The organism is Roseovarius halophilus (ex Wu et al. 2025), from assembly GCF_047086965.1.
In genome coordinates, this window is record NZ_JBKOTX010000022.1 from 1 (window position 1) to 21306 (window position 21306).

The following is a 21306-nucleotide window of genomic DNA, read 5'->3' on the forward strand; positions in this document are numbered from 1 at the left end:
GCGCGCCCCACGCCGGGATAAAGTCGGGCGGGTGGGAGAATAACGGTTTGGGGCGGGGGGGGGGGGGCCCCCCCCCCCACGCCGGATGTGATGTACTCGTTGGCCTACAAGGCGGATGCCGACTGGAACGAAAGCCGCTGGAAGAACGAACGCTTCAACGAGCTGCTGCTTCAGGCCAAGTCCGAACTGGACGATGGCCTGCGGGCGGAAATGTACCGCGAGATGGCGATGCTGGCCCGGAATGACGGCGGCACGATCATCCCGATGTTCAACAACTTCGTTTACGCGCGGCGCAACAACGTCATGCGCGGTGACAGCCTTGCCGCGAGTTGGGAGCTCGACGGTGCGCGCGCACCGAGCCGCTGGTGGTTTGCCGGCTGAGCGGCAAGAAAAGGCCCGGCGCGCGACCGCGCCGGGTCACTGCCGTTGACCGGGTGATCCCGGTCCGGAAAAGGGGGCAACGAAAACACGAACGCACTTCATCAACCTGCTTACGATTTCAATAACTTGGCGCGCAGGGCGCGATAAACTGAAGCAGGTGCTCTTGGCTCCGACGAGCCTTGGGACAAATCACCTCAGGGTAATCTCAGGGAGACATCATGACGAAAATCAAGGATCAGGGTCTGGTAGACCGGGTGGTGGCAGCAGCACGCGAGGGCAAGATATCCCGCCGCTCCTTCATGAACTATTCGCTGGCGGCGGGGATGACAACCTCGGCGGCAACCGGGCTGTGGAGCAGCTCGGCACAGGCGCAGCCTTCACGCGGCGGGCGTTTCCGTCTTGGCGCGCACGACGGCAACACGTCGGACAGCCACGATCCGGGGACCTACGTCACCTATTCGATGATCATGCTCATCCACACATTCCGCAGCTACCTCACGCTGATCGAGCCCGACGGGTCGCTCGGGCCGGACGTGGCAACGGAATGGTCGGCAAGCCCCGATGCGACGGAATGGACCTTCAGGCTGAATGACAGGGCGACGTTCCACAGCGGCAAGAAGGTCACGGCGAATGACGTTGTCGCGTCGCTGAACCACCACCGCGGGGACGATTCGACCTCGGCGGCGAAAGCGCTCCTGTCGGATGTGGAGGACATCGTCGACAACGGCGACCACTCGGTGACGCTGAAGATGGCGACCGGCAACGCCGACCTGCCATGGCTGATGACGGATTATCACTTCGCCATCTGCCCCGCGAACGACGACGGCAGCATCGACTGGCAATCGGGCGACGGCTGCGGCCCCTACCGGTTGGTCGAGACGGAGTTCGGCGTGCGCTATCATCTGCAGCGCCACGATGGCTGGCACCTTGACGGCGCCTATTTCGACGAGGTCACGATCATCGTGTTGAACGACCCGAACGCGCGTCAGACCGCGCTGGTGACGGGTGACGTGGACGCGGTGACGCAGCTCGAACTCAAGACGCTTGCCCTGCTGGAGCGCGACCCGAACATCGAGATCGACAACGTGCCGTCGGCCTCGGCGATCACGATGCCGATGTTCTGCGATGTCGCGCCGTTCGACAACGTCGATGTGCGCAACGCCATAAAGCTGTCGATGAACCGCGACGAGGTGATCGAGAAGATCGTGTTCGGCGCGGCGACCAAGGGCAATGATTTCCACCATTCGCCGGCGATGCCCTACTGGCCCGATGACATCCCGCAGCGGGAATATGACCCGGACCAGGCGAAATCTCTGCTCAAGAAGGCTGGCGCAGAAGGCTTGTCGGTGGAGCTCAAGGTGGCCGACTCGGTGTTCTCCGGGGCGGTGGACATGTGCGTGCTCTTCGCGGAACAGGCCAAGGCGTCCGGCATCGACATCAAGGTGAGCCGGGTGCCCAGCGACGGGTATTATTCCGACGTCTGGCTGAAGGACCCGTGGTGCGTGGTTCAGTGGGGCGCGCGCCCGACACCGGACGTGATGTATTCGCTGGCCTACAAGGCGGACGCGTCGTGGAACGAAAGCCATTGGCAGAACGAGCGTTTCAACGAGCTTCTGCTTCAGGCGAAATCCGAGTTGGACGACGCGGAACGCGCCGAGATGTACCGCGAGATGGCGATGCTGGCGCGGAATGACGGGGGCACGCTGATCCCGTTCTTCTCGAATTTCGTGTATGCGCGGCGCAGCAACGTCAAGCACGGCCCGGATCTGGCGGCAAGCTGGCAGATGGACGGTGCGCGTGCGGCGAGCCGCTGGTGGTTCGGGTAAACGTGTTTTGCAGGACGGGTCCGGCGCGGCGGCGCCGGACCTTCACCGCCCGGTCGGTGCAGATTTCTTCCCATCTCATCACCGGGGCCACCAGTCGGGGTGGGCACTGCCAGACGAGCGCAGCGCCCTGACCCGCAAGAAAAACTGTTAAGCTGACCGCGCATGGGACATCGCGGCACGGTCGGGTTCAACAGCAGGAGGGACAAATGGGAGACATACTGGGGCTGATCGCGAGACGGCTCGGGCTTGGGGCGATCATTCTTCTGGTCATCTCGGTCATCATCTTTTTCATGGTCGAATTGTTGCCGGGCGACATCGCGACGGCCGTGCTCGGGCAGGGCGCCACCGAAGAGAACGTCGCCGCCCTGCGCAAGGAAATGGGGCTCGATCAGCCCGCGATCCTTCGCTACCTCGATTGGTTGAGCGGTGCGATCTTCTTCGACTTCGGCAATTCGATCGTCACCGGGGAAAGCGTGGCCAACACGATCAGCGACCGTTTCATGAACACGCTGTTCCTGGCGGCGTACGCGGCCGTGATCGCGGTGCCGTTCGCCATCATCCTCGGCATCATCGTCGCGCTGCTGCGCAACTCGATCTTCGACCGCGTGGCGAACGTCGTGACGTTGACCTCGATCTCGAGCCCGGAATTCTTCCTCGGGTACATCCTAATCCTCTATTTTGCGGTCAAGTGGGGCATGTTCCCCGCGATTTCGAGCCTGAGCGAGGACATGACGATCGGGGAGCTTCTGTCCCGCACCTTCCTGCCGGCGCTCACGCTGGTTCTCGTGGTGACGGCGCACATGATGCGCATGACGCGGGCCGCGATCATCAACCTGCTGGCATCGCCCTATATCGAGATGGCGCGGCTGAAAGGGGCGCCGCCGTGGCGGGTGATCGTCAAGCACGCCCTGCCGAATGCCTGGGCGCCGATCATCAACGTCGTGGCGCTCAACCTCGCGTACCTGATCACGGGCGTCGTGCTGGTCGAGGTCGTCTTCGTCTATCCCGGCATCGGGCAGGCACTCGTTGACGCCGTGAGCAAGCGTGACTTCCCGGTTGTTCAGGCCTGCTGCCTGATCTTCGCCGCCACCTTCATCCTGCTGAACCTGGCTGCGGATGTTGGCGCGATCCTGACCAATCCGCGTTTGCGGCATCCGAAGTAAGGGGGTGGACAGATGAGTATCTCAGTCTTCATATTCGGCTACTACACGGTTCTGTTGGCCGCCTCCTGCGTCGCGGCGTATCTGAACAAGCGTTCGGTCTTCATGCTGCTGTTCTCGCTCACGCTGGTGTCCTTCATCCTGGGGATCGTCGGCGGCGTCGGGGCGCTGCAGACGGTGGCGGCGATTGCCGGCCTGCTGGCGCTGGCCGGCATGGTTTCCTACGGGTTCAAGGAATTCCTGATCGCCATGTCCTCCGAAGAGATGGCCAAGGAATTGCGCACCGCGCCCCTGACAGCCGCATTCGGCATGTTCGTCATCTTCACCTACGTGATCATGGGTATCTTCGCACCGCTGATCGCGCCGCATGGCGAGGCGGAGGTGATCGCCTCGGCGTTTGCGCCGCGGGACGAAAACATGCTGCTCGGGGCCGACCAGCTGGGCCGCGACATCTTCAGCCGGATCATCTACGGCACGCGCAACTCGGTCGGGTTGGCGCTGGCCGCAACGGTCGCGGCCTTCGTCCTCGGCGCGCTTGCCGGGCTGCTGGCCGCCACCAAGGGCGGCTGGTTCGACCAGTTCATGGGTCGGCTCGCCGATGTGATCATGTCGATCCCGTCGCTGATCTTCGCGCTTCTGATGCTGTCGATCTTCGGGCCCGATATAAGCGTCATCATCATTGCGGTCGCGATCATCTATGCGCCCCGAGTTTTCCGCCTGACCCGCGCGGTCGCCGGCAACATCGTGGTGATGGACTATATCGAGGCGGCGAAGCTGCGCGGGGAAGGCACGTGGTACCTGATCCGCCGCGAAATCCTGCCCAACTCCACCGCGCCGCTGATCGCGGAGTTCGGGCTGGAATTCTGCTTCGTGTTCCTGCTGGTGGCGGGGCTTTCGTTCCTCGGCCTTGGCATCCAGCCGCCCACGGCGGACTGGGGCTCGATGGTGCGCGAGAACGCGACGCTGATTTCGTTCGGGGATATCACGCCCCTGATTCCCGCGGCTGCCATCGCGCTGCTGACCGTGTCGGTCAACTTCGTGGTGGACTGGATGCTGTGGCGGTCCTCCGGCCTCAAGGAGACATAAGATGGCAAAGAAGTTCAAGGAAAGTGACATCCTGCTGGAGGTCAAGGATCTCCAGATCCAGGGGTACTCGGACGAAACGTGGGTCGACATCATCAAGGGTGTAGACCTGACCCTCCATCGCGGGGAGGTGATGGGCCTGATCGGGGAATCCGGCGCCGGCAAATCGACGATCGGCGCGGCCGCCATGGGCTATGCCCGCGACGGCACGCGGATATCCGGCGGGTCGATCGAGTTCGACGGGATGGAGCTGACAACCGCCAGCGAAGCCGAAAAGCGCGCGCTGCGCGGGAACCGCATCGCCTATGTCGCGCAATCGGCGGCTGCATCATTCAACCCGGCACACAAACTGATTGACCAGCACACCGAGGCGCCGGTCCAGTACCGGTTGAAAAAGCGGCTGGAAGCACAGGAAGACGCGGTGGACCTTTACAACCGCCTGCGGCTTCCCAATCCAGACGAGATCGGCTTTCGCTATCCCCACCAGGTTTCGGGCGGACAATTGCAGCGGGCGATGACCGCAATGGCGATGTCCTGCCGGCCGGACCTGATCATCTTCGACGAGCCGACGACAGCGCTTGACGTGACCACGCAGATCGAGGTTCTGGCGGCGATCCGTGATATCGTGGACCAGTTCAACACCGCGGCCATCTACATCACGCATGATTTGGCGGTCGTGGCGCAGATGGCTGACACGATCAAGGTCCTGCTGAGGGGAGAAGAGGTCGAGGAAGCGCCGACGAAGGAGATGCTGGACAATCCGCAGGAGGATTACACCAAGTCCCTTTGGGCCGTCCGCAGCTTCAAGCGGCCCCAGAAATCGCGGCCGACCGACGGGTCCCCCCCCCTCATTTCGGTCAAGAACGTCGATGCCTCCTACACCGGCGGTGAGAAGGTGCTCGATGATGTCAGCTTTGACATTTACGAGGGGATGACGGTCGCTGTCGTGGGCGAGTCCGGCTCGGGGAAATCCACGACGGCGCGCGTGATCACCGGCCTGCTGCCGCCCTCCAAGGGGGAAGTGCTGTTCAAGGGCGAACCTTTCCCGCCGGATTACAAGGACAGATCGAAGGAACAGCTTCGGCAGTGCCAGATGATCTACCAGATGGCCGACACGGCCTTGAACCCGAAGGTGAAGATCGCCGAGATCATAGGGCGACCGGCACAGTTCTATTCCGGGCTCAAAGGTACCGCGTTGAAGAACCGCGTGGACGAGCTGCTTGACCTCATCGAGCTTGAGCCCGCCAAATTCTACAACAGGTTCCCGCCCGAATTGTCGGGGGGGCAGAAACAGAGGATCGGGATCGCGCGGGCATTGGCTGCCGAGCCCAGCTTCATCATTTGCGACGAGGTGACCTCGGCGCTTGACCAGTTGGTTGCCGAAGGCATCCTAAGACTTCTGGACCGGCTGCAGAACGAGTTGAACCTTGCCTACATGTTCATCACGCATGACTTGGCGACTGTTCGGTCGATCGCTGACGAGGTGGTTGTCATGCAGCACGGCAAAGTCGTGGATCAGGGGGCGAAGGACAAGATGTTCACGCCGCCGCACCACCCCTATACCGACCTGTTGCTGAGCTCCGTGCCCGAAATGGATCCGGAGTGGCTGTCAACCTTGCTGGAAGAGAGGGGGGTCGACAACGTTGGTGACGCGGCCACCTCGAAGATTGACCCGGAAGACGAAAAGGTCGAAGGCACGCAAGGCTGAAGCCCGAAAGAAAAAAACCGCGGGCGGCTGATACCGCCCGCGGTCTTCTTTTTGAGGGGTTCCGCGCGCGGACATGGCCCGGACGCGGACATCAGAGAATGGCCATCGCGCTGAATGCCATCGTTCCGACGATGATGGCGTAGAAAATCAGCACTGCCGGCCAGGATGCGCTGTGCATCCGGAGTTCGCGGTTGAGTTGGTCACGGTCCATTGCCTGCCTCCATGCGGAGAATGGGGTTCACAGGTATACAAAGAAAGGCGCCCGGCGGTTGTTTTCCCGCCCGGCGCCTGTTTTGTCGGCTGCTGTACGGGACGGTTCAGGCGGTGATCGCCATGGCGGAAAAAACCAGCGTTCCGACGATCACACCATAAAACAACACCACGGCCTGCCAGGTGGCGCTGTGCATCCGGAGTTCGCGGTTCAGTTCATCGCGGGTCATCTCGGCCTCCTGACGTCTGAAGGTTGCAATTGTAAGCGCTGAACTGCGCCTAGACCGACAAATAATGAAAAAACGTGACGGCGCAATGACCGCCTGGCCGAAAATTCATGCAATTCCGTCATACCGGATCTGGGAAAACGGCATGACTAGCGCGCATATTAAATTCTTGTTTCTGTATCAGGGCCTTACGCAGTGTGCGGCCCTGATCAGTCGCGCGCCTCCGATGGCCCCTGCAGCGGCATCGCCACGAGGTCCCCGTCCTGACGGGCCCGCATCGCCAGCGCGGCGGCGTGTGCGCCCGCCGCCGTGGTGAAATACGGGATCTTGTCGTAGAGCGCAACCGAGCGAATCTCGCGGCTGTCCTCGACGGCTTGGGCGCTTTCGGTGGTGTTCATGACAACGGCGATCTGCCCGTCCTTGAGCATGTCCACCACGTTGGGCCGGCCTTCGTAGACCTTGTTGACGACGTCACAGGCTATCTCGTGCGCGGCGAGGAAACCCGCCGTGCCCCGTGTCGCCACGAGGTCGAAACCCAACTCGACCAGCGTGCGGGCCGTGTCCACCAGCTGTTCCGTCTTGTCCTCGTCCTTGATCGAGAAGAAGACCTTGCCGCTTTCGGGCAGATGCGTGCCCGCCCCCATCTGCGCCTTGAGGAAGGCGCGGGGGAAGGACACGTCCCAGCCCATGACCTCGCCGGTGGACCGCATTTCGGGCCCGAGGATGGTATCGACCCCCGGGAAGCGGGCAAAGGGCAGCACGGCTTCCTTCACGGAGAACCATGGCATGTCGGGATCGGCCAGGGTCATCTGGTCGGCCATGGGCAGGCTGCCCGGCTTCGCGTCGGCGGGGTATGCCCCGCGATGCGGGAAGGCAGACATCTTTTCGCCCGCCATGAGCCGTGCGGCGATGGAGGCAATGGCCGAGTCGGTGGCCTTGGCCACGAAGGGGACCGTGCGCGAGGCGCGGGGATTGACCTCGATGAGGTAGATTTCGTCGTCCTTGACGGCGAATTGAACGTTCATCAGCCCGCGCACATCCAGCCCGAGGGCGAGCGCCTCGGTCTGGCGTTCGATTTCGGCCACGGTATCGCGCGACAGCGTGTAGGGTGGCAGGGAACAGGCGCTGTCGCCCGAATGGACGCCCGCCTCCTCGATGTGCTGCAGGATACCCGCGACATGCACGGTTTCACCGTCACACAGCGCGTCGACGTCACATTCGATCGCGCCGGCCAGATAGCCATCAAGCAAAACCGGGCTGTCGCCGGACACCACCACCGCCTCGGCGATATAGCGTTCGAGATGGGCCATGTCCCGCACGATTTCCATGGCACGGCCGCCAAGCACGTAGGACGGGCGAATGACAAGAGGAAAGCCTATGGACTCCGCGATGGACAATGCCTGCGCATCGGTGAAGGCCAGCCCGTTCTTCGGCTGTTTGAGGCCGAGCCGGTTGACCAGCGCCTGGAACCTTTCGCGGTCTTCGGCAAGGTCAATCGCGTCGGGGGACGTGCCGAGGATCGGGATGCCTTCGGCCTCGAGCGCATTGGCAAGTTTCAGCGGCGTTTGCCCTCCGAACTGGACGATGACGCCGTGCAGGGTGCCGTTCTCCTGCTCGATCCGCAGGACTTCCATCACGTGCTCGAATGTCAGCGGCTCGAAGTAGAGCCTGTCCGACGTGTCGTAATCTGTGCTGACGGTCTCGGGGTTGCAGTTGATCATGATGGTTTCGTAGCCCGCATCGGTAAGCGCGAAACAGGCGTGGCAACAGCAATAATCGAACTCGATGCCTTGCCCGATCCGGTTGGGGCCGCCACCGAGGATGACGACCTTCTTGCGGTCCGACGGGCGGGCTTCGCATTCCACGTCGCCCATGACGGGCGCCTCGTATGTCGAGTACATGTACGGCGTCTGCGCCTCGAATTCGGCCGCGCAGGTGTCGATCCGCTTGAACACCGCGGTGACCCCCGCCGCATGGCGGGCGCGGCGAATGTCGGCCTCGGTGAACCCCGTCAGGGCCGCCAGCCGGGCGTCGGTGAAGCCCATCGTCTTGAGCCGGCGCAGTGCCTCGGTGTCGGCGGGCAGGCCGTTTTGGCGGACGTCCTGCTCGGCATCGACGATTTCGCGAATCCGTTCAAGGAACCAAGGGTCATACTTCGTCGCCAGCTGTATCTCGTCGTTCGTCAGCCCGTGCCGCATGGCCTGCGCGATGGTGCGCATCCTGTCGGGCGTCTGCTGGCTGAGCGCCTTGATAACGGCGGCCTTGTCCGGCGCACCGTCAATCTCGACCTCGTCGAAGCCGGAGAGCCCGGTTTCCATGGAGGCGAGCGCCTTCTGCAGGGACTCGTGAATCGTCCGGCCGATCGACATGCCCTCGCCCACCGATTTCATCGCCGTGGTCAGCGTGGGTTCCGACCCCGGGAATTTCTCGAAGGCGAAGCGCGGGATCTTGGTGACGACGTAGTCGATCGTGGGCTCGAAGCTGGCCGGCGTGACCTTGGTGATATCGTTGTCGAGTTCGTCCAGCGTGTAGCCCACCGCCAGCTTGGCGGCGATCTTGGCAATGGGGAAGCCGGTCGCCTTGGAGGCCAGCGCGGAGGAGCGACTGACCCTCGGGTTCATCTCGATCACGACCATGCGGCCGTCCTCGGAGTTGATGGCCCATTGCACGTTCGAGCCGCCGGTTTCCACCCCGATTTCGCGCAGCACGGCGATGGAGCCGTTGCGCATGATCTGGTATTCCTTGTCCGTCAGCGTGAGCGCAGGCGCGACGGTGATCGAGTCGCCCGTATGCACGCCCATCGGGTCAACGTTCTCGATCGAGCAGACAATGATCGCGTTGTCCGCCTTGTCGCGAACAACCTCCATCTCGTATTCCTTCCAGCCCAGCAGGCTTTCGTCGATCAGGATCTGGCTGACCGGCGAGGCGTCGAGACCGGACTTGCAATAGTGTTCGTAATCGTCGCGGTTATAGGCCACGCCGCCGCCGGTGCCGCCCAGCGTGTAGGCGGGACGGATGATCGCGGGAAGGCCCACGTGCTCGATCGCGGCCATCGCCTCGTCCATCGAGTTCGCGATCGTGGCACGCGGGTTCTCGATGCCCAGCCGGTCCATGGCCTCGCGGAACAGCTTGCGGTCCTCGGCCATCTCGATGGCGTCGCGGTTCGCGCCGATGAGTTCGGCCCCGAACTTCTCGAGGACGCCCATGTCGGCCACTGCCAGCGCGGTGTTGAGCCCCGTTTGCCCGCCCATGGTGGGCAGCAGCGCATCGGGCTGTTCCCTTTCGATGATTTTCGCCACGACCTCGGGAGTGATCGGTTCGATGTAGGTGGCGTCGGCCAGCCCGGGATCGGTCATGATCGTCGCGGGGTTGGAATTGACGAGGATGACGCGGTATCCTTCTTCGCGCAAAGCCTTGCAGGCCTGCGCGCCGGAATAGTCGAATTCGCATGCCTGGCCGATGATGATGGGCCCCGCGCCGATGATCATGATGGACGAAATGTCAGTTCTCTTCGGCATGGTTTCCCCGTGGGCAGCGCAAATTGATGGCGTTATATCCATAGCGCGCAGGTGTGCAAGGGGGATCGGAAAACTTGCGGAAAAGGCCGCATTTGAGGGTGGCAAGACCGTCCGCGCCCACTAGAACGCTCACAAGGCGAACAGGGAACACATCAGGTGCAAATCCGATTCGATCACGGCCCCGACGGGACAGCCTGCCAGTTCGCGCAGGCCGAACGGCTGATCGCGGCCCACACACCCGCCGAGGTGCCGGCGGCCTTGGCCGCCCTCGCCGAGGCGCAGGCGGCCGGCCTCTGGCTGGCCGGCTACGCCAGTTATGAACTCGGGTACGCGCTGGAGCCGCGTCTCGGGTCCCTGATGCCGGGGCGCCGCCGGCTGCCCCTGCTGTGCTTCGGAGCCTTTGCCGGGCCCGGTGTGGCGCCGCCGCTGCAGGCCGGTCGGGCCGCGATCGGGGAGCCGAGGCCCGGTTGGGACGTCGCGCAGTACGCGCGCGCCTTCGAGAAGGTGCATGACTACATCTGTTCGGGGGACATCTATCAGGCGAACTTGACCTTCCCCATCGAGATGGCCGTCGAGGGCCGCCCGGCGGCACTGTACCGGGCGCTGGCGGCGCATCAGCCGGTGCGATACGGCGCGCTGGTGGAGCAGCACGAGGGCCCGGCGCTGCTTGCACGCTCGCCCGAGCTGTTCTTTCGCAGCGATGCCGACGGCCGCATTGCCACCCGGCCCATGAAGGGCACGCAGCCGCGAAGCAACGAGCCGGCCGAGGATGAACGGCGCCGGTATTTCCTGCAGACGGATGAAAAGAACCGGGCGGAGAACCTGATGATCGTTGATCTTTTGCGCAACGATATCAGCCGTATATGCGTGCCGGGGTCCGTCCGCGTGCCCGAGCTCTTCTCGGTGGAAAGCTACACCACCGTCCATCAGATGACATCGCTTGTCACGGGTCGTATGCTGCCGGAAACCGGGCTCGGGGATATCCTGCGGGCGCTGTTCCCCTGCGGATCGATCACGGGGGCGCCGAAGTTGCGGGCGATGGAAATCCTTGCCGAGCTGGAGCCCGCGCCGCGGGACATATACTGTGGCTCGATCGGCTGGGCCGCCCCGGACGGTCGGGCGGAATTCAACGTCGCGATCCGTACCCTGATGCTGGACGGGGCGCGCGCGACACTCAATGTCGGCGGAGGGCTGGTTTATGACAGCACGGCAGAGAGCGAGTACGAGGAGGCGCTATGGAAAGCCCGCTTCGCCCGCCTGACAAGCCCGGCTTCCGCCTGATCGAAACCATGGGATGGCATCCCGGTACGGGCATTCCCCGCCGGGACCGCCACCTTCGACGGCTGGAAGAAACGGCGGCGGCGCTCGGGATCGTGCCGCGCGACGTGGTGGAAACGCTGGACACCCTTGCGGCCGACGCGCCGATGCGCGTCCGCCTGACGGTTGATCGCCGAGGTGGCGCCGAGGTCATGACGGCGCCTTTCACGCCATTGCCGCAAGGCACGGTCTGGCGCTTGGGCCTGTCGCCGCATCGGCTGGATAGCGCAAACCCGTGGTTGCGTGTCAAGACGACCGAGCGCGCGCTTTACGACACCGCGCGCGCGGCGATGCCCGCGGGCGTGGAGGAGCTTGTATTCCTCAATGAGATCGGAGAACTGGCCGAGGGCACGATCACCAATCTGTTCATCGAGATGGGCGATGGGTTGCTGACGCCCCCTGTCGCGAGCGGGCTTCTGCCGGGTGTTCTGCGCGAGGAGTTGCTGGCGACGGGCCGTGCGCGGGTGCAGGTGCTCGGCATGGAGCATCTGATGGCGGCCAGCGCGATTTATGCCGGCAATTCCCTGCGTGGACTGATCCCCGCGCGGTTTGTCGGCTGAGCTTGGCGAGGCCCGTGTCCGAACACCGGTTTCATTCCGCGGCGTGGGACATGGACACCTGATCATCGCGGTACAGGTAGTCGCGGGTCAAGGGTACCGCGTCCTGTTTCGGGGACATCTGCAATTGGAACACGACCTGATCGTTGAAACGGAAGGTCAGCTCACAGGCCAGAAGATAATACCGCCACATCCGGCAGAAACGATCATCATAAAGTTCCCGGGCCTTGTCGATATTCGCCATGAAACGCGCGTACCAGTGTTTCAGTGTCTCGGCATAATGCAGGCGCCATATCTCGATATCAGTCGTCACCAGCCCCTGGTATTCGACCGCGGCGGAGGTTTCCGAAAGCGCGGGAACGTATCCGCCGGGGAAGATGTACTTGGTGATCCAGGGGCTGGTCGTGCCGGGCGGCCCCGCGCGTCCGATCGTGTGGATCAGGGCGATGCCGTCATCTGTCAGGCGGTCGCGCACCGTCGCGAAATACTCGTTGTAATGCGGCACGCCCACGTGTTCGAACATGCCGACGGAAACGATCCTGTCGAACTTGCCTTTGACGTCCCGGTAATCCATCAGCTCGAACCGCGCCTTGTCTGACAGACCGGCCTTCGCGGCCCGGGCATTGGCCATCGCGTGCTGTTCGCTCGACAGGGTCACGCCGGTAACCTCGGCGCCGTAGTCGCGTGCCAGCGTCAGGCCCATGCCGCCCCAGCCACAGCCGATATCGAGCACCCGCATGCCCGGTTCGATCAGCAGCTTGCCGGCGATGTGGTGCTTCTTGGCGTCCTGCGCCTGGTCCAGCGTCATCGCCGGGTCGCGGAAATACGCGCATGAATACTGCCTGTCCATGTCGAGGAAGAGATCGTAGAGATCCCCGCTGAGGTCGTAATGGTGCGCGACATTCGCGCGGGACCGCTTGACCGGGTTGAACTGTTGCAGGTAGCGCAGCATGTGGCGCCCCATGTCAAGCGGGCGGCGGAACCACGGTTGCCCCTGCGCGGCGATATTGCGGATGGCCAGCGTGAGAAAACCGTGCAGGTCATCCCCCTCGATCGTGAGTTCGCCGTTCATGTAGGCTTCTCCGACGGCGAGGTCGGGCGACAGCACGATGCGCCGTGGCAGGGCCGGCTCATGCAATGTCAGAGCGACGCTTTGCGCCCGGGCAGTGCCGTTGTCACCATAGCTACGGACCGTCCCGTCCGGGAAGGCAACCGTCAACGTGCCCTCGCGAATGAGATGCGAAAGCAGGGCATCCAAGGCTTTGGTCCACATGTTCACCCCCAATACTCGGCGCTTTGATCAGCGCGACAAGACCTGCATGAACCCGGCGAGGTGCCCCTGTGATATGTACGGGCGGCCTGCGCATTGGCCGGAAGTTTCGCCGAGAAAGAATTGCCTGTAAATAAGCAATCCCGTGGCGCGGAACCGGCGTGCCGTGTCATGAATGGCGGCGGTACTGTCGCCGTCGGGATCCTATTCTTGCCCGAATCGCAAATCCTGTAAACGTTTTTGCCCGGCCTCGCGGTCGGGGACGGCCGCGCAGGCCTTGACTTTGCCGCGTGGCCAAGGTGTATCGGCGCGGACCGATTGCAAAGCCTCACAGAGGGCCGAGAGAGGACGCCATGCACGCATTTCGCAGCCATACCTGCGCCGACCTTACCAAATCCAACGTTGGCGAAACCGTGCGCCTGTCGGGCTGGGTGCATCGCATCCGCGATCACGGCGGGGTGCTGTTCATCGACCTGCGGGATCATTACGGCGTCACGCAGGTGCTGTGCGACCCCGACAGCCCGGTCTTCGCCGAGGTCGAGGCGGTGCGCAGCGAATGGTGCATCCGCGTGGACGGCGACGTGAAAGCGCGCGACGACAGCCTGATCAATCCGAAAATCCCCACCGGCGAGATCGAGGTGTTCATTCGCGATATCGAGGTTCTGGGCGGCTCGGACGAATTGCCGCTCATCGTTTTCGGCGATCAGGAGTATCCCGAGGAGACGCGCCTGCGCTATCGCTACCTCGACCTGCGCCGCGAGGCGATGCAGGACAACATGAAGCTGCGCTCCGACGTTGTGGCATCGCTGCGGCGGCGGATGTGGGACATCGGGTTCCGCGAATACCAGACGCCGATCATCACGGCGTCCTCGCCCGAGGGCGCGCGCGATTTCCTAGTGCCGTCGCGCTTGCACCCGGGCAAGTTCTACGCGCTGCCGCAGGCGCCTCAGCTTTTCAAGCAGCTCATCATGGTGTCGGGCTTCGACAAGTATTTCCAGATCGCGCCCTGTTTCCGCGACGAGGACCCGCGCGCCGACCGCTCGCCCACCGATTTCTACCAGCTCGACATGGAGATGAGTTTCGTCGAGCAGCAGGACGTCTTCGACACGATCCAGCCGGTTCTGGAAGGGCTGTTCGAGGAATTCGGCGGCGGGCACAAGGTGGACAAGCACTGGCCGCAGATCAGCTACGCGGACGCCGCGCTCTGGTATGGCACCGACAAGCCCGACCTGCGCAACCCCGTGAAGATGGCCGAGGTGTCGGAACATTTCCGCGGCTCGGGCTTCGCGATTTTCGCCAAGTTGCTGGAGCAGGCGGGCACGCAGATCCGCGCGATCCCCGCGCCCGGCGGTGGCTCGCGCAAGTTCTGCGACCGGATGAACGCCTTTGCCCAGAAGGAAGGGCTGCCGGGGATGGGCTATATCTTCTGGCGGGAAGGGGAGAACGGGATCGAGGCCGCCGGCCCGCTGGCCAAGAATATCGGCCCCGAGCGGACCGAGGCAATTCGTCAGCAGCTTCGCCTTGGCAAGGGCGACGCGGCCTTTTTCCTAGGCGGCAAGCCGCAGGCGTTCGAGCGGGTCGCCGCCAAGGCGCGCGATGTCATCGGCGAGGAACTGGACCTGACCGAGAAGAACCGGTTCGCCTTTGCGTGGATCGTTGATTTCCCGATGTACGAGGCGGACGAGGAAACCGGGGCGATCGATTTCTCGCACAACCCGTTCTCGATGCCGCAGGGCGGGGCGGCGGCGCTTGACGGTGATCCGCTCGACGTGCTTGGCTACCAGTACGATCTTAGCTGCAACGGGTACGAACTGGTGTCCGGCGCGATCCGGAATCACAAGCTGGACGTCATGATCAAGGCCTTCGAAAAAGCCGGGTACGACGAGGCCGAGGTGCACAAGCGCTTTGGCGGACTGGTCAACGCGTTCCGCTACGGCGCGCCGCCGCATGGCGGATGCGCGGCCGGGATCGACCGGATCGTGATGTTGCTGGCCGATGAGGCCAACATCCGCGAGGTCATCATGTTCCCGATGAACCAGCGCGCCGAGGACCTGATGATGAACGCGCCGTCCGACCCCACGAGCGATCAGCTCATGGAGCTGGGGCTGCGAGTGATCCCGCAGGACGACTAGCGAGACGGTCGAGCCTGTCTCGGACCCGGAGCTGTCGGACGATTTCGCACCGGGCTTTCCCGTTTTTTTGTCATGGGCGAGCACGGCATGGCCACCATACACCGGGCCAGGCTGGCCGCGGGCATCGCGCGCGGGGTGGGCAATCAGTGGCCGCTGCCGTTGATCTGGCTTCTCGATCCGGTCGTTCGGCCCTACTCGGCCGCGACGCCCGAATTGTAGGGATAGGTCTTCCAGCCGGGTTTGTAATCCGCATCGGCCTGGTTGCCCCAGACCGTCCAGCCCTCGCGGATGCCGCGGCCGAAAAGTTCCAGGTACGGTCCGCGGGAACATTCCTCGATGAGTTGGTATTGCTCGTCGGGTTTGCGCGAATGCTCGCGCTTGCGCGTCTGGATCATGTTGACTTGCCGCCGGGCCGGCGGAAGGGTGCGGGCATTCTTGCCGCGTGTGCCGAACAGCAGTATCTCCGTCACGTTGCGGAAATAGAACCCCACGCCGCGCCCGTCACTGCCGCCATCCTTGCGGATCTTGTGCCAGACGATGTTCGACTTGTAATCGAATCCCCATGATTGCATGACCTGCAATCCTTCGGGCAGTAGCGCGTTCGGCACCCAGAGATAGCAATGCGCCGTATCCTCGAGATGATCGGCAACGGGCAGGTCGCAGATATCGTCCAGCGTCATGGTCGGATAACGCGACAGACGCTTGTGTTCCGGGGCGACCTTGCCGGTGCGATTGGTGAACCGCCACGGGGGATCTGCCATGACCGTCGCGAAACGGTCATGGTTCAGAAAGTTGGCCAAATCTTGATTGGCGTCTGTTGCCATTTCCGACATATAGCTTGTAACGGCACGGAATGTCACTTGGAACTTTATGGGAACATAATTTCGCGGTGTTTGCAGAGTCTTCCGCCACGCCAAGCGCCGTTTGCCGTTCCGGCGGCGCGTGCGTACGCGGATAAGGGGGCGATCGTCAGACGGCATGGCTCGGTTCGAGACGGGCCTGTACCAGATTTGCGAGCCGGTCTAGGTTGGCCGTGATCGGCCGCCCGGCGCTATGGCTTTGGGCAAGGTCGTCCGCCGCTTGTGCGAGCGAATTGTCCCGGGCCGCGCGGGCGATACCACCAAGGAACTGCGCCACATAGTCGATCGTCGGGCCGTCGCTGTGCTGCGCGAGGATGTTGGCGACATGGGCCATGTCATCGCGATACGCGGCCGGATCGGGATCGACGTTTTCTTCGTTGAGAACACGGGGGCCGACCGGCTGCCAGTCACGCGGGAGTTGCGCGATCACTGCCGCCTGGAAACCGGCCAGACTGTCGATGGGTTTCGAAAGGAACGTGTCCGCCCCGGCGTCGCGGGCCGTCTGCTCGGCCGCGGGCGTCCCGCTGATGCCGATGATCGCGCCGACGCGCGGCACGGCCTGTGCCATTTCCGAGATGAGCTCGGCGCCGTTGCCGTCTGGCAGTCCCAGGTCAACGATCGCGATGCAGGGGCGGTAGACCTTGAGGTGCCGGCGCGCGGATCTCAGGCAGTCCGCGCGCCGTATCCGGGCGCCGCTGCGAAGGCACATCTGGCGCAGTGCTTCGCAGGTGAATTTGCTGTCTTCCACGGCGAGAACGGTCATGCCCAGAAGCGGGCGGGCGGCCGTGCCGTTGCGGCGCTTGCGGGAAGTGGTGTCGAGGTCATCCATGGTTGCGGTCCTTCACAAGGGGGACCTCAAGGATTAATTCCGCATGGCTAACGAGAGGTTAATGCACACGTTGCGTCCCTGTGTCCCTTGTCAGGGCGTCGGCGGCGGATCATAACGGGCTAATCTGACAGCAACGGGATTTGAAGAATGATCGGACGTCTGAACCATGTCGCAATTGCCGTCCCCGACCTCGAGGCGGCGGCCGCACAGTATCACACCGCTCTTGGCGCGACGGTCGGGGAACCGCAGGACGAGCCGGAGCATGGCGTCACGGTCATATTCATCAACCTGCCGAACACCAAGATCGAGCTGCTTCATCCCTTGGGGGACGACAGCCCCATCAGCGCCTTCCTCGAAAAGAACCCCGCCGGCGGCATCCATCATGTATGTTACGAGGTGGAAGACATCGTTGCCGCGCGTGATCACCTGAAGGAAGCGGGGGCGCGTGTTCTCGGTAACGGGGAGCCGAAAATCGGCGCGCACGGCAAGCCCGTGCTGTTCCTGCATCCCAAGGATTTCAATGGCTGCCTCGTGGAGCTGGAGCAGGTCTGATGGGAATCACGTCCGGTATCGTTCTGTACATGGTGATCTGGTTCATGACGTTTCTCGTCGTGATCCCGATCCGGCTTCAGACTCAGGCAGAATCAGGTGACATCGTTCCCGGAACGCATGGCGGGTCGCCCCAGACGCACCATCTGAAAAAGAAGGCAAAGATCACGACGATCGTCGCGGCGGTCCTTTGGGCCATCATCGCAGGCATCATCATCACGGGCACGGTCACTGTCCGCGATATCGACTGGTTCAACCGGATGAACTGACCCGTGCCTGCACCGCGTGGTAGATGTGGGTGAACGTGGCCGCACCGAGTATCGGAATGAGCAGGTTGAGCACCGGAACGGACAGCGGTATCGCCATCAGCGTGCCGGCCAGCCAGATCAGTGCGACGTTACGGCGTCTCAGCGCCTTGGCCTCGGCTCGGCCGATACGGCGCATTGCGGCGAGCTGAAAGTACTCCATGCCCAGCAGATAACCGTTGAGCGCCCAGAAAATGAACAGGGCCAGCGGTGAAAACAGGGCATAGAGGATGAAGGCGAGCAGGTTGGCCGCTATCAGGATCCCGAGGAAATTGACCGTGTCGCGGAACGCTTCGGCGAGCGGGATCCTCGGCGGCGCCGGCAGGTTGGGATAATGACGATCCTCCACGGCTTGCGCGACCTCTTCGAGGAACATGGACGTGATGGCCGAGGCCACCGGTATCATCAGGAAAACGGACAGCACGACCATCAGCAGCAAGCTGCCCCATCCCAGAAGATCATTCAGCCACGTCACCTCGCCAATGAGGGGCAAGGTGCTGCTGTCGCCGAGGACCCATTGCAACAATGCCAGGAAGCCGGCGTAGAAAGCGACAAGAAGCGCCAGTGTTAGGCCGACCCCGAGAAACAGAACCCTGCGGAAACGCGGGTCGGTTGTCTGGGACAGGGCCTTGAAGAAGGAAGAGAGAATCATTCGGTCATCCATTGGGTGATGGCGGCGATGTCGGGTCGCGGGCGTTCCGGCGGCGCCGTGGTTTCCGTGCCGATGTGAATCAGGCCGGCGACGCTTTCGGTTCCGGATAACCCGAAGGCTTGCTGGCAGAATGTCGCATCATGGCTGGGCCATCCGCTGAGCCAGTTCGCCCCCCAGCCGGCGGCCAGCGCGGCATTCAGCAGGCCGAGGCAAACGGCCCCCGCCGAATAACTCTGTTCGATCGCCGGGATCTTGGGGGACGGTTTCCGGACCTCGATCACGGCTATGGCCAGAGGGGATTCCGCGAACTGGAGCCGCGCCTTGGCGATTTCCTCGGCGGTCCTGCCGAGTCGGGCCCCGCAATCCGGGACAAGATCGCCAACGCGTTCCAGGGCCGCGGGGCCGAGAACGATGAAACGCCAAGGTTCCAGCTTGCCATGATCCGGGCAGCGCGCGGCGGCCGTGAGCAGGCTGTGCAGCGCTTCGCGGTCGGGGGCCGGTCGGACAAGGGTCTTGGCAGGGCGGGAGCGTCGCGTTTCGAGGAAGGCCAAAGCTTCGGGATTGGGTGTGGGCATGTGTCCGGATGTTTTGTTGGAGACGCCACCACATGTCGGCGGTCGGGCGGCGCGGGTCAAGAGGGCAGGGGCCTGCCGGTTTCGATTGGACGGGCAGCCGGGACAGGATATCAGCAAGGCATGGAAATTTCGGATCTGAGCCATCTGGCCGTGGCCGGCGCAGAAATCGCGGTGACCGTCACGCCCAAGGCATCACGCGACAGGATCGTGATGCGAGACGGCAGGCTGCGGGTGTACGTGACGGTTGCCCCGGAAAAGGGCAAGGCAAACGCCCGTGTCAGGAAACTGCTCGCGTCGGTACTGGGCGTTCCGAAAACCCGGCTGGAGGTCATCAGCGGCCTCACATCGCGGGACAAGGTGTTCAAGCTCCGGTGACGGCGCGCTTTCAGGACTTATGGGAAACGAGGTTGTAGACGCCTTCCGGCAGGTCGAGCGCCGCGCCGAGATCGCGCAGCTGGGCCATCGACAGCGTGATAACGTTCACCTGCTCCGTGCGCGGGTCGACCTGTTCTATGGTGATGCATTCCTCGAAGGCGTTGATGATCACGTCTTCCTTGAGTGGCGCATCGCCATCATCGACCAGTGTTATCACGGTCGCGTCGAATTCGTGTTCGATAGAAAACATGCTCCCAGCTTACTGGCATGGAATTTCATTGCAAGTGCAGCGGTCCTCACGTCACCGGGGCTGTTGTCAGGCCCAAAGGCTGCTAGAAAGGGCGGACCAACATCAATTCGGGAAAACGCGATGCGCCGCATAAGCCTTGTCCTCATGTTTGTTCTGGCGGGATGCGTCTCGACCGTCGAGGGCCCCCGGCCCGGACAACCCGCACCCACGCAACCGGCGGCGAGCGAAATCGAGACGCCGACCGCGGCGGAGGTTCAGCGATTTCAATCAGTGGTCGCACGGGTTGAGCCGGTGGCGGAGCGGCTCTGCCGGCAGCAGGCGCCGAACCTCAACTGCGACTTCCGGATCGTCGTCGACGACCGGCCCAACCAGCCCGCCAATGCCTACCAGTCACTCGATGATAACGGCCGTCCCGTGCTTGCGTTCAACCTCGCGATGATCGCGGAGGTGCGCAATCGCGATGAACTGGCTTTCGTGATGGGGCACGAGGCGGCGCATCACATCGAGGGGCACCTGCCCCGCAAGCAGCAGAATGCGGCCGCCGGTGCGCTTCTGCTCGGCGGGCTAGCCGCGATCACGGGCGCCAGTTCGAACGTCATCGATTCGGCCGTTGATATCGGCGGCGCGGTCGGCGCGCGCACCTATTCGAAGGATTACGAACTGGAAGCAGATGCGCTCGGGACAGTCATCACGCGGCGCGCGGGCTACGACCCGGTGCGCGGGGCGGAATTCTTCACGCGGATCCCGGATCCCGGTGACCGGTTCCTCGGGACGCATCCGCCCAATGCGCAACGAATCGATACCGTCCGCCGGGTGAACGCCGGCCTCTGATGCGGCAGCTGATCGGGGTCATTAAAGACCGCGGATCGAAGTACGCGGTGTCGGGCGGGCCCGTTGCAAGCCGCGCGCAGGCTGACGCGTTTCTCAAGACGCTCAAGAAGGACAAGAAATTCGCCCGGGCCACGCACAACACGTGGGCGGTACTGCTATCCACAGGTGACGCCCTGAAATCCGATGACGGTGAAGCCGGCGCAGGCAACGTGATTCTCAGGATGCTGGAACGCGCCGGCAAAGCGGATCACATCGTCGTCGTGACACGGTGGTTCGGCGGCAAGAAACTGGGTGGGGACCGGTTCCGGCACGTTCAGGACTGTGTTCGGCTCTACCTCGACGACATCGAGGATTGATTCAGGTCAAGGTATCGGACTGCCTGCGCTGTCATGCTTCGTGAAACTGCGGGGAGAACCGACATGCCCACAACAGCTACGCTGAAGCGACACGCCGCTCTCGTCGATCGGATGGCCGAATCCCTCGGGCTCGATCTCGAGGAGAAGATGCTCGAAGCGCGTCTTGATGTCGACGATATCACGGATGCTGTCCTTGGCTGTACGGGCTGCTCCAACCCTGACGGGTGTGAACGCTGGTTGGATACCCGGCAGGGCAAGGCAAGTCGCCCGCCGGAGATTTGCCGCAACTACGAGCTTTTCGAGCGGCTCAAGGCAGGCAAGCGCGCCTGAGGGCG

At 63.2% G+C, this 21306-nt stretch carries 22 protein-coding genes; 14 read left to right on the plus strand and 8 right to left on the minus strand.

All coding sequences use genetic code 11. The annotated features are described in order from the left end of the window. The first annotated feature begins 90 nt into the window (after positions 1-90). The 5 genes from ACH107_RS06585 to ACH107_RS06605 all read left to right on the plus strand — a co-directional run bounded on the left by ACH107_RS06585 (position 91) and on the right by ACH107_RS06605 (position 6158). Positions 91-381 carry a hypothetical protein gene (locus tag ACH107_RS06585; protein WP_412505155.1) on the plus strand — a complete coding sequence of 97 codons (291 nt, stop codon included), beginning with the start codon at positions 91-93 and terminating at the stop codon, positions 379-381. A gap of 218 nt (positions 382-599) precedes the next feature. Beyond that, positions 600-2207, plus strand: a complete 1608-nt coding sequence (locus ACH107_RS06590) for an ABC transporter substrate-binding protein (protein WP_412505156.1) — start codon at positions 600-602, stop codon at positions 2205-2207. A 206-nt stretch (positions 2208-2413) separates the two neighbouring features. Further along, positions 2414-3370 carry an ABC transporter permease gene (locus tag ACH107_RS06595; protein ID WP_412505157.1) on the plus strand — a complete coding sequence of 319 codons (957 nt, stop codon included), beginning with the start codon at positions 2414-2416 and terminating at the stop codon, positions 3368-3370. An 18-nt stretch (positions 3371-3388) separates the two neighbouring features. Further along, the gene (locus ACH107_RS06600) at positions 3389-4453 is read left to right on the plus strand and encodes an ABC transporter permease (protein WP_412505198.1); all 1065 of its coding nucleotides are present in this window, start codon (positions 3389-3391) and stop codon (positions 4451-4453) included. 1 nt (position 4454) lies between these two features. Next, positions 4455-6158 (plus strand): ABC transporter ATP-binding protein, encoded by a 1704-nt coding sequence (locus ACH107_RS06605; protein WP_412505158.1) that lies wholly within the window; start codon positions 4455-4457, stop codon positions 6156-6158. Positions 6159-6475: 317 nt separating this feature from the next. Here ACH107_RS06605 and ACH107_RS06610 read toward each other — a convergent pair whose 3' ends face one another. Both ACH107_RS06610 and carB read right to left on the minus strand, forming a co-directional pair. After that, entirely contained in the window at positions 6476-6598 is a 123-nt protein-coding gene (locus tag ACH107_RS06610; RefSeq protein ID WP_412505159.1) for a hypothetical protein, read from the minus strand. A gap of 206 nt (positions 6599-6804) precedes the next feature. Next, positions 6805-10113, minus strand: a complete 3309-nt coding sequence (carB, locus tag ACH107_RS06615) for a carbamoyl-phosphate synthase large subunit (protein ID WP_412505160.1) — start codon at positions 10111-10113, stop codon at positions 6805-6807. A 156-nt stretch (positions 10114-10269) separates the two neighbouring features. On the opposite strand from carB, the gene ACH107_RS06620 reads away from it, so the two are divergent. Then, positions 10270-11394: an aminodeoxychorismate synthase component I gene (locus ACH107_RS06620; RefSeq protein WP_412505161.1), complete on the plus strand. Its 1125-nt coding sequence runs from the start codon at positions 10270-10272 to the stop codon at positions 11392-11394. Further along, positions 11349-11990, plus strand: a complete 642-nt coding sequence (locus ACH107_RS06625; RefSeq protein ID WP_412505162.1) for an aminotransferase class IV family protein — start codon at positions 11349-11351, stop codon at positions 11988-11990. The genes ACH107_RS06620 and ACH107_RS06625 overlap by 46 nt, the downstream gene beginning before the upstream one ends. A 31-nt stretch (positions 11991-12021) precedes the next feature. Here ACH107_RS06625 and ACH107_RS06630 read toward each other — a convergent pair whose 3' ends face one another. Beyond that, positions 12022-13260: a class I SAM-dependent methyltransferase gene (locus ACH107_RS06630; protein WP_412505163.1), complete on the minus strand. Its 1239-nt coding sequence runs from the start codon at positions 13258-13260 to the stop codon at positions 12022-12024. 350 nt (positions 13261-13610) lie between these two features. Here ACH107_RS06630 and aspS point away from each other — a divergent pair, with 350 nt between their 5' ends. Then, positions 13611-15389, plus strand: a complete 1779-nt coding sequence (gene aspS / locus ACH107_RS06635; RefSeq protein ID WP_412505164.1) for an aspartate--tRNA ligase — start codon at positions 13611-13613, stop codon at positions 15387-15389. A 191-nt stretch (positions 15390-15580) separates the two neighbouring features. Here aspS and ACH107_RS06640 read toward each other — a convergent pair whose 3' ends face one another. Then, the gene (locus tag ACH107_RS06640; protein ID WP_412505165.1) at positions 15581-16213 is read right to left on the minus strand and encodes an MT-A70 family methyltransferase; all 633 of its coding nucleotides are present in this window, start codon (positions 16211-16213) and stop codon (positions 15581-15583) included. 145 nt (positions 16214-16358) lie between these two features. Beyond that, complete coding sequence (locus ACH107_RS06645) at positions 16359-17078, minus strand: response regulator (protein WP_412505166.1); 720 nt, start codon at positions 17076-17078, stop codon at positions 16359-16361. Positions 17079-17225: 147 nt separating this feature from the next. Here ACH107_RS06645 and mce point away from each other — a divergent pair, with 147 nt between their 5' ends. Both mce and ACH107_RS06655 read left to right on the plus strand, forming a co-directional pair. Then, positions 17226-17630, plus strand: a complete 405-nt coding sequence (mce, locus tag ACH107_RS06650; RefSeq protein ID WP_412505167.1) for a methylmalonyl-CoA epimerase — start codon at positions 17226-17228, stop codon at positions 17628-17630. Next, complete coding sequence (locus ACH107_RS06655; protein ID WP_412505168.1) at positions 17630-17896, plus strand: DUF1467 family protein; 267 nt, start codon at positions 17630-17632, stop codon at positions 17894-17896. The genes mce and ACH107_RS06655 overlap by 1 nt, the downstream gene beginning before the upstream one ends. Here ACH107_RS06655 and ACH107_RS06660 read toward each other — a convergent pair. Both ACH107_RS06660 and ACH107_RS06665 read right to left on the minus strand, forming a co-directional pair. Continuing rightward, a complete protein-coding gene (locus ACH107_RS06660) occupies positions 17880-18584 on the minus strand; it encodes an EI24 domain-containing protein (protein ID WP_412505169.1) in 705 nt (234 codons plus the stop codon). The genes ACH107_RS06655 and ACH107_RS06660 overlap by 17 nt on opposite strands. Further along, on the minus strand, positions 18581-19159 hold the full coding sequence (locus ACH107_RS06665) for a nitroreductase family protein (protein WP_412505170.1): 579 nt from the start codon (positions 19157-19159) through the stop codon (positions 18581-18583). The genes ACH107_RS06660 and ACH107_RS06665 overlap by 4 nt, the downstream gene beginning before the upstream one ends. 120 nt (positions 19160-19279) lie before the next feature. Between ACH107_RS06665 and ACH107_RS06670 the strand changes: the two genes are divergently transcribed. Then, entirely contained in the window at positions 19280-19534 is a 255-nt protein-coding gene (locus tag ACH107_RS06670; RefSeq protein WP_412505171.1) for a DUF167 domain-containing protein, read from the plus strand. A 10-nt stretch (positions 19535-19544) separates the two neighbouring features. Here the strand turns inward: ACH107_RS06670 and ACH107_RS06675 are convergent, their stop codons facing one another. Beyond that, positions 19545-19784: a hypothetical protein gene (locus tag ACH107_RS06675; protein WP_412505172.1), complete on the minus strand. Its 240-nt coding sequence runs from the start codon at positions 19782-19784 to the stop codon at positions 19545-19547. A gap of 120 nt (positions 19785-19904) precedes the next feature. Here ACH107_RS06675 and ACH107_RS06680 point away from each other — a divergent pair, with 120 nt between their 5' ends. The 3 genes from ACH107_RS06680 to ACH107_RS06690 all read left to right on the plus strand — a co-directional run bounded on the left by ACH107_RS06680 (position 19905) and on the right by ACH107_RS06690 (position 21301). Continuing rightward, positions 19905-20615, plus strand: a complete 711-nt coding sequence (locus ACH107_RS06680; RefSeq protein ID WP_412505173.1) for a M48 family metallopeptidase — start codon at positions 19905-19907, stop codon at positions 20613-20615. Further along, positions 20615-20971, plus strand: coding sequence for a YigZ family protein (locus ACH107_RS06685; RefSeq protein ID WP_412505174.1), 357 nt, complete (start codon positions 20615-20617; stop codon positions 20969-20971). The genes ACH107_RS06680 and ACH107_RS06685 overlap by 1 nt, the downstream gene beginning before the upstream one ends. A 63-nt stretch (positions 20972-21034) precedes the next feature. Beyond that, positions 21035-21301 (plus strand): DUF6455 family protein, encoded by a 267-nt coding sequence (locus ACH107_RS06690; protein ID WP_412505175.1) that lies wholly within the window; start codon positions 21035-21037, stop codon positions 21299-21301. The last annotated feature ends 5 nt before the right edge of the window (positions 21302-21306 follow it).

Bases quoted from the DNA above. Each gene is read 5' to 3' on its own strand.
- ACH107_RS06585 (WP_412505155.1), top strand. From the start codon at position 91: ATGTACTCGTTGGCCTACAAGGCGGATGCCGACTGGAACGAAAGCCGC.
- ACH107_RS06590 (WP_412505156.1), top strand. From the start codon at position 600: ATGACGAAAATCAAGGATCAGGGTCTGGTAGACCGGGTGGTGGCAGCA.
- ACH107_RS06595 (WP_412505157.1), top strand. From the start codon at position 2,414: ATGGGAGACATACTGGGGCTGATCGCGAGACGGCTCGGGCTTGGGGCG.
- ACH107_RS06605 (WP_412505158.1), top strand. From the start codon at position 4,455: ATGGCAAAGAAGTTCAAGGAAAGTGACATCCTGCTGGAGGTCAAGGAT.
- ACH107_RS06610 (WP_412505159.1), bottom strand. From the start codon at position 6,598: ATGACCCGCGATGAACTGAACCGCGAACTCCGGATGCACAGCGCCACC.
- carB (WP_412505160.1), bottom strand. From the start codon at position 10,113: ATGCCGAAGAGAACTGACATTTCGTCCATCATGATCATCGGCGCGGGG.
- ACH107_RS06625 (WP_412505162.1), top strand. From the start codon at position 11,349: ATGGAAAGCCCGCTTCGCCCGCCTGACAAGCCCGGCTTCCGCCTGATC.
- ACH107_RS06630 (WP_412505163.1), bottom strand. From the start codon at position 13,260: ATGTGGACCAAAGCCTTGGATGCCCTGCTTTCGCATCTCATTCGCGAG.
- aspS (WP_412505164.1), top strand. From the start codon at position 13,611: ATGCACGCATTTCGCAGCCATACCTGCGCCGACCTTACCAAATCCAAC.
- ACH107_RS06640 (WP_412505165.1), bottom strand. From the start codon at position 16,213: ATGGCAACAGACGCCAATCAAGATTTGGCCAACTTTCTGAACCATGAC.
- ACH107_RS06645 (WP_412505166.1), bottom strand. From the start codon at position 17,078: ATGGATGACCTCGACACCACTTCCCGCAAGCGCCGCAACGGCACGGCC.
- mce (WP_412505167.1), top strand. From the start codon at position 17,226: ATGATCGGACGTCTGAACCATGTCGCAATTGCCGTCCCCGACCTCGAG.
- ACH107_RS06655 (WP_412505168.1), top strand. From the start codon at position 17,630: ATGGGAATCACGTCCGGTATCGTTCTGTACATGGTGATCTGGTTCATG.
- ACH107_RS06660 (WP_412505169.1), bottom strand. From the start codon at position 18,584: ATGATTCTCTCTTCCTTCTTCAAGGCCCTGTCCCAGACAACCGACCCG.
- ACH107_RS06665 (WP_412505170.1), bottom strand. From the start codon at position 19,159: ATGCCCACACCCAATCCCGAAGCTTTGGCCTTCCTCGAAACGCGACGC.
- ACH107_RS06670 (WP_412505171.1), top strand. From the start codon at position 19,280: ATGGAAATTTCGGATCTGAGCCATCTGGCCGTGGCCGGCGCAGAAATC.
- ACH107_RS06675 (WP_412505172.1), bottom strand. From the start codon at position 19,784: ATGTTTTCTATCGAACACGAATTCGACGCGACCGTGATAACACTGGTC.
- ACH107_RS06680 (WP_412505173.1), top strand. From the start codon at position 19,905: ATGCGCCGCATAAGCCTTGTCCTCATGTTTGTTCTGGCGGGATGCGTC.
- ACH107_RS06685 (WP_412505174.1), top strand. From the start codon at position 20,615: ATGCGGCAGCTGATCGGGGTCATTAAAGACCGCGGATCGAAGTACGCG.
- ACH107_RS06690 (WP_412505175.1), top strand. From the start codon at position 21,035: ATGCCCACAACAGCTACGCTGAAGCGACACGCCGCTCTCGTCGATCGG.